Annotated in this window: 9 protein-coding genes; 3 read left to right on the forward strand and 6 right to left on the reverse strand. The window is 64.3% G+C overall.

The window, feature by feature from the left end; all coding sequences use genetic code 11:
- Positions 1-528: glycoside hydrolase family 15 protein (locus ACXJL8_RS20920; RefSeq protein ID WP_456685494.1), on the forward strand; the 528-nt coding region annotated here is incomplete at its 5' end.
- 4 nt (positions 529-532) lie between these two features.
- Here the strand turns inward: ACXJL8_RS20920 and ACXJL8_RS20925 are convergent.
- The 6 genes from ACXJL8_RS20925 to ACXJL8_RS20950 form a co-directional block, all read right to left on the reverse strand.
- Positions 533-1,345, reverse strand: coding sequence for an HAD family hydrolase (locus ACXJL8_RS20925; RefSeq protein ID WP_456617964.1), 813 nt, complete (start codon positions 1,343-1,345; stop codon positions 533-535).
- Positions 1,342-1,944 (reverse strand): gluconokinase, encoded by a 603-nt coding sequence (locus ACXJL8_RS20930; protein ID WP_456617963.1) that lies wholly within the window; start codon positions 1,942-1,944, stop codon positions 1,342-1,344. The genes ACXJL8_RS20925 and ACXJL8_RS20930 overlap by 4 nt, the downstream gene beginning before the upstream one ends.
- On the reverse strand, positions 1,931-2,680 hold the full coding sequence (gene pgl, locus ACXJL8_RS20935) for a 6-phosphogluconolactonase (RefSeq protein ID WP_456618097.1): 750 nt from the start codon (positions 2,678-2,680) through the stop codon (positions 1,931-1,933). The genes ACXJL8_RS20930 and pgl overlap by 14 nt, the downstream gene beginning before the upstream one ends.
- Positions 2,680-4,191 carry a glucose-6-phosphate dehydrogenase gene (gene zwf, locus ACXJL8_RS20940; protein WP_456685495.1) on the reverse strand — a complete coding sequence of 504 codons (1,512 nt, stop codon included), beginning with the start codon at positions 4,189-4,191 and terminating at the stop codon, positions 2,680-2,682. The genes pgl and zwf overlap by 1 nt, the downstream gene beginning before the upstream one ends.
- Positions 4,192-4,258: 67 nt before the next feature.
- Positions 4,259-5,257: a phosphogluconate dehydrogenase (NAD(+)-dependent, decarboxylating) gene (gene gnd / locus ACXJL8_RS20945; RefSeq protein WP_456617961.1), complete on the reverse strand. Its 999-nt coding sequence runs from the start codon at positions 5,255-5,257 to the stop codon at positions 4,259-4,261.
- A 13-nt stretch (positions 5,258-5,270) separates the two neighbouring features.
- Entirely contained in the window at positions 5,271-8,120 is a 2,850-nt protein-coding gene (locus ACXJL8_RS20950; RefSeq protein ID WP_456617960.1) for a bifunctional transaldolase/phosoglucose isomerase, read from the reverse strand.
- Between the two features lie 311 nt (positions 8,121-8,431).
- On the opposite strand from ACXJL8_RS20950, the gene ACXJL8_RS20955 reads away from it, so the two are divergent.
- Positions 8,432-9,040, forward strand: coding sequence for an STM3941 family protein (locus ACXJL8_RS20955; protein WP_456685496.1), 609 nt, complete (start codon positions 8,432-8,434; stop codon positions 9,038-9,040).
- 299 nt (positions 9,041-9,339) lie between these two features.
- Positions 9,340-11,133, forward strand: a 1,794-nt coding sequence (locus ACXJL8_RS20960) for a PrkA family serine protein kinase (RefSeq protein WP_456685497.1), incomplete at its 3' end; no start/stop codon positions are given.

Raw genomic sequence — 11,133 nt, forward strand, 5'->3', positions numbered from 1 at the left:
CTGCATTGGCGCGCGCTGCGCGAGGCCATTCATCGCGACGTCTGCAACAAAGGCTTCGATGCTGAGGAAAACGCCTTCGTCGAGTCCTACGGCTCAAAGCTGCTCGACGCCAGCGTGCTGCTGCTGCCGGCGGTCGGCTTCCTGCCGGCGGAAGACCCGCGCATCCGCGGCACCATCGCGGCCGTCGAAAAGCACATGATGCGCGACGGCTTCGTGCTGCGGCACGATCCGCGCGAAATGTCCGAGGAAAAGCAGCCGATCGAGGGCGCGTTCCTCGCCTGCAGCCTGTGGCTGGCCGATGCCCATGTGCTGGCCGGCGATCTCGACAAGGCGCAAGTGCTGCTCGACCGCGTGGTCCGCATCGCGAACGATGTAGGCCTCTTGGCCGAAGAATATGATTCAGGCGCCCGGCGCCAGACCGGCAATTTCCCGCAGGCCTTGACCCACATCGCGCTGATCAACACCGCGCACAACCTGTCGGCGGCAAGGCAGGAGAGCGAGAAGCCGGCGGTGCAGCGGTCGAAGTAGTGACTCAGCCAACCCCATTCAGTTTCAAAATCATCTCCATCGCCTCGGCAAAACCGTCCTGCTCGTTGGTTGCGGTGACGTGGGTGGCCTGGTCCTTGACGCTGTCGGTGGCATTGCCCATGGCGATCGAGACGCCGCTGACGCGGAACATCGCAAGGTCGTTCTGCATGTCGCCGATGGTCGCGACCGCGTCGGTGGAAATGCCAAGGCGCTTGGCCATCGCCTGCACGAAGGTGCCCTTGTCGAAGCCGGGCGGCGTGATGTCGAGATAATAGGTCTGCGAGCGCACCGCGGTCGCCTCGCTGCCGAGCGCCTCCTGCATCGCCATTTCGCAACGCTCGAGCCCGGCGGCGTCGGCGCTGGCGCCGACGATCTTGCAGGCGCTGGCGAGGTACGGCGAAAAATCCGTCACGATGGTCGGGTCGGAGCGGATGGTGTGCCGCTCATGGGCGACGTATTTGCCGCCCGGGTTATCGATCAGCCATTTGTCGTAGGTGAAGAGCCAGATGTCGGCGCCGAATTCCCGGAGGATTTGCAGGGACCGTTCGACGGCGCTCGCGGGGATCAGGTGCTGCTCGACCGGCTTCATCTCGGGATCGATGATCGAGGAGCCGTTGAACGGGCCGACCGGCAGCCAGATCGCCAGCGGCTCGATCAGGAAGCGCATGCCGATGGCGGGGCGGCTCGAGGTGATGGTGAAGCCGATGCCGGCCTGATGCAGCCGCTGCACCGCGGCCCGGGCGCGATCGGTCAGCGTCTTGTCCTTGGTCAGCAGCGTGCCGTCGACGTCGGAGACGACGAGCGAGATGTGCGTCATGGCAGGACCTTGGGTTTCAGGACCTTGGGTTTCAAGACCTTGGGTTCCACGACCTTGGGTTTCTCGGCCGTGGATGTTGCGCCGCCCAGTTTCAACTGCCGCACGACGCCGTCCACGATCGCCTCGACGGACTCGTCGATCGAGACGCTGATCACGTGCTCGCTCGCCTCGGGCGGCTCCAGCGTGCTGAACTGGCTGGTCAGCAGCTCGGGCGGCATGAAATGGCCCTTGCGGCGGGCGAGCCGGTCGGCGATCAGCTCCTTCGTGCCCTTCAGGAAGACGAAGCGGACGTCGTCGCGTCCACGCAGGAGCACGTCGCGATAGCTGTGCTTCAGCGCCGAACAGGCGATGATGACGTGCTCGCCGCGGTCGCAGACCCGCGCGATCTCGTCGGCGATGGCGTTGAGCCAGGGCCAGCGGTCCTCGTCGGTGAGCGGATGGCCGGCCCTCATCTTCGCGACGTTGCTGGCGGGGTGAAAGCTGTCGCCGTCCTCGAACCGCCAGCCGAGCCGCTCGCCCAGCGCTTCCGCAACCGTGCTCTTGCCCGAGCCCGACACGCCCATCACGATCAATGCACAAGGTGCTTCAACGCCCGCCACGAATTTCCTCCGGAAGCGCGGCCTGGTCGACCATCCAGATGGTCTCACCATTCGAGCGCGCGCGTACAGCCGGCAGAGTCTCGCCATTGAGGAGGCGCGTCAAGATCGGCTGCTTGTCATGTCCCGCAATCTCGAACAGCATTTCGCGGCAGGATGCAAGGACGGGCAGGGTGAGGGAGACCCGCGGCACGAAGGGGGCCACATTGGCCTTGGGCACCCCGACGACCCAACGCTGCATTTCCTCGATTTCGGGGTAGCCGGGAAACAGCGAGGCGGTGTGGCCGTCCGGGCCGGCGCCCATCAGAACCAGGTCGAACAGCGGCCGGGCCGGATCGAGGCTTTCCGAACCGTAGAAGGCCTGCAGCTCGCGCGCATAGGTCTCGGCGCTTTGGTCCGGGCTTTCAGCCGCGGTCGGGATCGGGTGGACATGGTCGGAGGGCGCGCTGCGATCGAGAAAGGTCGCGCGCGCGACCGCCATGTTGTTGAGGGGATCGCTCTCAGGCACGAAGCGCTCGTCGCCGATGAACCAGTGCACGCGATCCCACGGGATCTTGCCGCGCCAGGCGTCGCTTCCGAGCAGCTGATAGAGCTTCTTCGGGCTGGAGCCGCCGGTCAGGCAGATCGCGATGCGCCCGGGATTGGCGGCGATCCGCGCCATCACCCGCTCGGCCGCGGCTTGCGCGAGGGCCTCCGCATCGGCCGCGACGATCAGCTCCGGCTGGCCGGCCGCCGCCATCACGAAAACTTCCGCCAGCTTCGTCCGTCGCGCCGGAGCAGTTCGTCGGCGCAGGCCGGGCCGTCGCTGCCGGCTTCATAAGTCTCGATGCCGTTGGTGCCCTCGCTCTTCCAGGCGTCCAGGAACGGCTGCACCGCCTGCCATCCGGCCTCGATGCCATCGGCGCGCTGGAACAGGATGTTGTCGCCGATCATGCAGTCGTAGATCAGCGTCTCGTAGCCGGTCGAGGGATCGGCTTTGAAATAGTCGCCGTAGCGGAACTTCATCTCGACGCCGTCGATGGTGATGCTGGGTCCGGGAATCTTGGCGTTGAACTGCAGCTCGATGGTCTCGGTCGGCGCGATGCCGATGGTGAGGAAGTTCTGCGACAGGCGGTCGACGTCCGTGCCCGAAAACATCGACAGCGGCGCCTGCTTGAACTTGATCGCGACTTCGGTGCGCTTGTGACCCAGCGCCTTGCCGGTGCGCAAGTAAAAGGGGACGCCGGCCCAGCGCCAATTGTCGATCATCAGCTTGAGCGCGACAAAGGTCTCGGTGGTGCTGCCGGGCTTGACGTCCTCGGTCTTGCGATAGTCCGTGATCGCGTCGTTGCCGATGCGGCCGGCGAGATATTGCGCGCGCACCGAATTTTTCAGCGCCTCTTCACGGCTTGGCTGCTGGATCGAGGTGAGCACGTYAGCCTTCTCGGAGCGCACCGAATGGGCGTCGAAACGGGCCGGCGGCTCCATCGCGACCAGCGACATCAGCTGGAACAGATGGTTCGGCACCATGTCGCGCAGCGCGCCGGTGGCGTCGTAGAAGCCGCCGCGATGGCCGACGCCGAGCTTTTCCTCCACCGTGATCTGGATGTGGTCGATATGGTTGCGATTCCAGATCGGCTCGAACATGCCGTTGGCAAAGCGCAGCACCAAAATGTTCTGCACCGTTTCCTTGCCGAGATAGTGATCGATCCGGTAGATCTGGTGCTCCTCCATGATCTTCAGCAGTTCGGCATTGAGCGCGCGCGCCGACACGAGGTCGGTGCCGAACGGCTTCTCGATCACCAGCCGCCGCCAGGCGCCGTTCTCCTTCATCATGCCGGTGCGGCCGAGCTCGCGCGCGGTCGGCGCGAACGCGGTCGGTGGTGTCGCGAGGTAGAACAGCCGGTTGCCGCCGGTGTCCTGCGCGCATTCGAGCGTATCGAGATGATCGCGCAGGCGGTCGAAGGACGGCGGATCGTTCGGGTCGGCTTCGACGAAAGTCACGCATTGCAGAAGCTGTTTTGCGACGTCATCGTCAACCGGCCTCGTGGCGAACTGGCGCAGGCCCTTCATCAGGCTGTCGCGCAGCTCGCCATCCGACTGGCCCTTGCGGGCCACGCCGACGACGCAGAATTTGTCCGGCAGCAGGTTCTCGGCCGCCAGATTGTAGAGAGATGGCATCACCAGCCGATGGGTCAGGTCTCCGGTCACGCCAAAGATGACGAAGGCGCAATGTTCCGGCTTGCGCTTTGGCTGCGGGTCTTTTGTCACGAATGATCGGCCTTCGCTCTGTTACTTGTTACTTCGGCTTCTTGCTTCGGCTTCTTGCTCCAGCTTCTTACTTTGGCTTCGAAGCGTCCGGCTGCTTCGGCTCCTTGTGGCCGCCGAAACCCGCGCGCATCGCCGAGAGAATTTTTTCGGCGAAGGTGTGTTCCTTGCGGGAACGGAAACGTGCGTAGAGGGCGGCGGTCAGCACCTCGGCCGGCACCGCCTCGTCGATGGCGGCATTCACGGTCCAGCGTCCCTCGCCGGAATCCTCGACGAAGCCGGAATATTCCGAAAGCTGCGGGCTGTCGGCGAGCGCCGTCGAGGTCAAGTCGAGCAGCCAGGACGGGATCACGCTGCCACGCCGCCACACCTCGGCGATATCGGCGAGATCGAAATCGTAGCGATGATCCGCCGGCAGGGCTTCGATGCTGGCATTCTTGAGGATGTCAAAGCCTTCCGCATAGGCCTGCATCAGGCCGTATTCGATGCCGTTGTGGATCATCTTGACGAAATGGCCGGCGCCGACCGGGCCGGCATGGATGTAGCCCTGCTCGATGCGGGGATCGCGCCCCTCACGTCCTTCCGTGCGCGGAATGTCGCCCGCGCCCGGCGCGAGCGCGGCGAAGATCGGATCGAGCCGGTCGATCACGATTTTCTCGCCGCCGATCATCATGCAATAGCCGCGGTCGAGCCCCCAGACGCCGCCGGAGGTGCCGACGTCGACATAGTGGATGCCGCGCTGCTTCAGCGCCTTGCCGCGGCGGACGTCGTCTTGCCAGAAGGTGTTGCCGCCGTCGATGATGACGTCGCCGTCCTGCATCACGTTCGCAAGGGTGTCGATGGTCGCTTCCGTGATGCGCCCCGCAGGCAGCATCACCCAGGCGGTGCGCGGCCGCTCCAGCTTGGCGACGAACTCTTCCAGCGTCGAGGAGCCCTGTGCGCCGTCTCCGGCAAGGCCGGCGACGGCCTTGGCGTCCTTGTCATAGACCACGGTCGAATGGCCGTGACGCATCAGCCGGCGAACGATGTTGCCGCCCATCCGGCCGAGGCCGATCATGCCGAGTTGCATTTGAGAGATTCCTTTAATTCAGCGCGTCGTTAAGCGCCGCGTTGAGCGCTGCGAGACCTTTCTTGAGCCCGCCCTTCAGATGGACGCGGAGCGCGCGACGGCCGCGCTCGGTGAGCACGTCGAAATCGCCGCGCGCCTGCGCCGCCTTGATGATGCCGAAGCTCGCCTTCTGGCCCGGCACCGGAAGGTCCTTGGCATCATCCGCGGTGATCTGGAGGAACACGCCGCTGTCGGGCCCGCCCTTGTAGGCCTGCCCCGTGGAATGCAGGAAGCGCGGTCCGAACTCGGCGCAGGTCGCGACCTGGCGCTTCTCGCGCACTTCGAGCCGCATGGTCTGGAGCGCGTCGATCGTCGCCTTGTCGCGGGCGATGTAGCCGAGCAGGGCGACGTAGTCGCCGTGGTGGGAGCGGGCGAGATGCGCCTTCAGCCACGAGGTGAGATCGCCATTGGCGCCGGCGGCGCGCAACGCCGCGGCGTTGGCCTCGTCGGTGTAGAGATCGGCCTCATCGGTGCTGACGACCGGCTGCTCGGCCGGCAACGCGCCGGTCTTCTCGACCGCCGCGGTGAGCTCGCGGGTCTTGATCTTGGCCGCTTCCACGTCCGGCTGGTCGAACGGATTGATGCCGAGGATGCTGCCCGCCACTGCGGTCGCCATCTCGAAGCGGAAGAATTCCTGGCCGAGATGGTCGATCGATTTCATGACGATGCGCACGACGGGATGGCCGGCCGCTTCGATCGCTGCAAGCTTCGAGTCGTGCGCGGCGTCCGCCTCGCCTTCGGTGCGGATGTCGATGAAGAAGCGGTCGTTGCCGTAGAGCGCGGGTTCGCCGAGCGGCTCGTCGGCGATCGGGATCAGGCCCTTGCCTTCCTTGCCGGTCGATTCCGCGATGAGCTGCTCGGCCCAGGCGCCGAAATCGGCGATCTTCTTCGACGACAGGATCGTGACCTTGTCGCGGCCTTCGAGGCCGGCGAGGCCCATGGCGAGCCCAAGCTGCACGCCCGGGTTTTCCTGCGGCGGCACGTCGGGTCCGCAGGAGCGGGCCATCGAGAGCGCGTGCTTGATCAGGGTCTTGACGTCGATGCCCGCGGTTGCGGCCGGCACGAGCCCGAACGGCGAGAGCACCGAATAGCGACCGCCGATCGTGGGCTCGCCGTGGAAGATGCGGGCGTAGTCGAGCTTCTTGGCCGCCTTGTCCAGCGACGAGCCGGGATCGGTCACCGCGATGAAGCGATGGCCGGTCTTCACCTTTGGACCGACGGCCTGCGCGACGCGCTCATGGAAATAATCCTTCATCGCGTTCGGCTCGGTGGTGCCGCCGGACTTGCTGGACACGATGAACACGGTGTTAGCGATGTCGATCCTGGCTTCCATCGCCCGCACCTGCGCCGGATCGGTGGAATCCAGCACGTGCAGTTTCGGGAAGCCGGACTTTCTTGCAAACGTCTCCGCCAGCACCTCGGGCCCGAGGCTCGATCCGCCCATGCCGAGCACGACGGCGTCGGAGAATTTCTGTCCCTTCACGCGGTTGGCATAATCTTCATAGTCGGCGACGTCGGCCTTCGCCGCGCTGTCGAGCCAGCCGAGCCATTTGTCCTCGTCCGTACCGGTCCAGACCGACTTGTCGCGCTGCCAGAGCCTGCGGATCTTTGCGGACGCCCGCCATTCCTCGGTGCTCTTGGCCACCGCCCTGCCGAGCCCGTCGCCGAGCGAGAGCTGCTGCCGGTCGATCGCGGGTCCGAGCACGGTGGCGCGCTTGTGGGCGACCGCGCCATACAGCTTGTCGGCGGCGTCGGCGAATTGCTTGACGCCGTCCTTGACCAGTTCCTCGGTGATGGCGTCGAGCGAGACGCCGGAGCGCTCCAGCTCCTCCAGCACGCGGCGGGCGTCGTCGACATTCTCCTCGAGACTGTCGCGCGGCTTGCCGTGGTCGCGGAACGCGTCCAGCGTCGCCGGCGGCACGGTGTTGATGGTGTCGGGGCCGATCAGCTCCTCGACATAGAGGACGTCGCTGTAGTCCTTGTTCTTGGTGCCGGTCGAGGCCCACAGCATGCGCTGCGGCCTGGCGCCCCTGGCGGCGAGCTTGTCCCAGCGCGGGCCGGAGAACAGGCGCTTGTAGTCCTGATAGGCGACTTTGGCGTTGGCGATCGCGACCTTGCCCTTGAGCGCGGCGAGCCGCTCCTTTTCCGATGGGTCGTTGGCGCGGGCGATCTTCTCGTCGAGCTGCTTGTCGACCACCGAGTCGATGCGGCTGACGAAGAAGCTCGCCACGCTCGCGACATGCGAAGGATCGCCGCCGCCTGCGACGTACTTCTCCAGACCCGCGAGATAGGCCTCGGCGACCTCCAGATAGACCGCCTTCGCGAACAGCAGGGTGATGTTGATGCTGATGCCGTCGCCGATCAGCTGCTCGATCGCCGGCAGGCCCTCCGGCGTCGCCGGCACCTTCACCATCAGGTTCTTGCGGTTGACGTCCTTCCAGAGCCGCCGCGCCTCGGCGACCGTGCCCGCGGTATCCATCGCGAGGTAGGGCGAGACCTCCAGGCTGACGAAACCGTCCTGGCCCTTGAGTTTGTCATAGACCGGTCGCAGCACGTCGGCGGCGTTCTGGATGTCCTCGACCGCGACGGCCTCGAACAGGTCGGCGACGGTGCGGTCGCCGCGCTTCAGCGCCTTGCCGATCGGGGCGTCGTATTCGTCCGAGCTGCCGATCGCCTTCTCGAAGATCGAGGGATTGGAGGTGACGCCCTTGACGCCGTCGGTCTCGATCAACCGCTTCAAATCGCCCTTGGCGATGAAGCCGCGGGCGAGGAAGTCCAGCCAGACGGCTTGTCCGTGCTTTTCCAGTTCTTTGACGGGATTCATGATGTTTATTTATCTCCAAGCCTGCGGGCGAGGGGTTTCCGCGCCGGTCCTGACGCGCTATCCTCTAGCTTACATGCTCCCGGGAGGGAACCAATCAAGGGTATTGGCGTCATACTCTCAGTGTAACTCCGTCGCGATCATGACGATCCAGGCGGCACTGGTGGATTTGCGTAAAAGTCATTGGCCGGGATGGTTCGGCCGAGGTCTCGTTGCGTAACGTCTGCCTGTCGCGGCACGCACTGCCGTCCGCGGATTCCGATCCGCCTGATGGGTCGTCGGCTCGGTCGCGAATCGCGATGCTGGGGGAAAGCATGCACATACGTCCTGAGGGCCTGGCACTCGCCGCCGCCGACGGTGCGCAACCGGTGATGTGTATCGACGCATCCCACGACCTCGAAATCGGTCAATGCGTTACGCGCCTGCGACTGCTGGTCGCGGCGGGGTTTGCGATGACGCTGCTCAGTGCAAGCCTTGCCTTCGATTGGTGGGACGGCATCGGCGACTATGACACGATGCTCGGCTATGCCGGCGTCGTGGTGTTCGCCCTGGTCACCTGCCGGCTGATCTGGATGCTGCCGTCCGAACGGGGCGCGGTGGTGATCGTCACCCCCTACGGCATCCGCGATCGCCGCATCGGCAATGAATTTCTGCTGTGGGAGTCGATTGCGGAGGTTTTGGCTGAAGACTGCCGCGGGCACAAGGTGATCGTGCTGACGCCGACGCCGGCCTTGCAGCGTCAGCTCTCCTGCATCCGCGCTGCGTCTGCCGACCGCGTCGTCATCCGATCCGAGGGGTTGACGACGGATTTCGACACATTGCTGCGTGCCTGCCGCGACTGTCATGCTGCCAGCGATTCACGCATCGCATTGCGGCGAGAGCGCGATCACGGCCCGCRAAGCTTGGCCCCACGAAGGTCATAAAGCTGCCGCCGGCCGGCGGCTATGCTGCGGTGCCGGATGGGCCTACCCCCGGTAATGCCCGGATGTTGCGGTGAGGCGACATTTGCTGGAAATTAGCAAATACAGGTATAGATTCGCTCAAATAACAGGCAGGTGCCTGTTCGTAACTCACCCTGTGCCTACGTTGTGCGTTGCGCCGAGAAGGCGCCCGGGTGTCGAATGATCGTCATGTGCTCACGCTGATTCGAGAGTGGCGCTAAGGAACGGTCCGATCGCTGCTTTCGTTCAGTTGTGTAGCGGAACTCACGCGGAGAGGGATCATGTACAACGATTCTCTATTCAACGCTTTCGCTCGGTCGTTCGAGGCGAGAAGCCAGCACGACATGTCGATGGCGGAATATCTGGAATCGTGTCGAAGCGATCCCATGAAATACGCAAATGCGGCCGAACGACTACTAGCGGCGATCGGCGAACCCCAGACGATTGATACGGCCAAGGATTCCCGCCTTGGCCGTATTTTTTTGAATCGCACGATCCGCACCTATCCGGCCTTCGCCGGCTTCTACGGCATGGAAGAAACCATCGAGCGCATCGTCGGCTTCTTCCGTCACGCCGCGCAAGGCCTCGAAGAGCGCAAGCAGATCCTGTATCTGCTCGGCCCCGTCGGCGGCGGCAAATCCTCGCTCGCCGAGCGGCTCAAGTCGCTGATGGAAGTGCAGCCGATCTACGTGCTGAAGGCCGGCGACGAACTCTCGCCCGTGTTCGAAAGCCCGCTCAGCCTGTTTGATCCCGATCATCTCGGACCGATGCTGGAAGAGAAGTACGGCATTCCGCGCCGGCGCCTCACCGGCCTGATGAGCCCGTGGTGCTACAAGCGCCTCGAGGCCTTCGGCGGCGACATCTCGCAATTCCGTGTCGCCAAGATTCAGCCGTCGCGGCTGCGCCAGATCGCGGTCTCCAAGACCGAGCCTGGTGACGAGAACAACCAGGACATCTCCTCGCTGGTCGGCAAGGTCGACATCCGCAAGCTCGAGACCTATGCGCAGAACGATCCCGACGCCTACAGCTATTCCGGCGGCCTCAATCGCGCCAACCAGGGCATCCTCGAATTCGTCGAGATGTTCAAGGCGCCGATCAAGATGCTGCACCCGCTGCTGACCGCGACGCAGGAAGGCAACTACATCGGCACCGAGAACATCGGCGCGATCCCGTTCACCGGCGTCATCCTCGCGCACTCCAACGAAGCCGAGTGGTCGAGCTTCAAGGCCAACAAGAACAACGAGGCCTTCATCGACCGCATCTGCGTGATCAAGGTGCCGTACTGCCTGCGGATCACCGAAGAGCAGAAGATCTACGAGAAGCTGATCCAGGGCTCCGAGCTCGCGGCCGCGCCCTGTGCGCCCTCGACGCTGGAGACGCTGGCGCGGTTCTCGGTGATGTCGCGGCTGCGCAAGCACGAGAATTCCACGGTGTTCGCCAAGATGCGGGTTTACGACGGCGAGAGCCTGAAGGAATCCGATCCGAAGGCGCGCAGCGTCCAGGAATATCGCGATGCCGCCGGCGTCGACGAGGGCATGGACGGCGTCTCCACCCGCTTTGCCTTCAAGATCCTGGCTGCGACCTTCAACCACGATCCGCAGGAAGTCGCCGCCGACGCCGTGCATCTGATGTACGCGCTCGAGCAGTCGATCAAGCGCGAGCAGTTGCCCGAGGAAGTCGAGAAGCGCTACCTCGAATTCATCAAGGCCGACCTGGCGCCGCGCTACGCCGAGTTCGTCGGAAACGAGATCCAGAAGGCTTATCTCGAATCCTACTCGGATTATGGCCAGAACCTGTTCGACCGCTACGTCGATTATGCCGATGCATGGATCGAGGACCAGGATTTCAAGGATTCCGACACCGGACAGCTGCTGGATCGCGAACTGTTGAACCAGGAGCTGACCAAGATCGAGAAGCCGGCCGGTATCGCCAACCCCAAGGACTTCCGCAACGAGGTGGTCAAATTCTCGTTACGGTCGCGGGCGCAGAACGGCGGCAAGAATCCGACCTGGATTTCCTACGAGAAGATTCGCGATGTGATCGAAAAGCGGATATTCTCCCAGGTCGAGGACCTG

Source organism: Bradyrhizobium sp. P5_C11_2 (genome assembly GCF_054049755.1).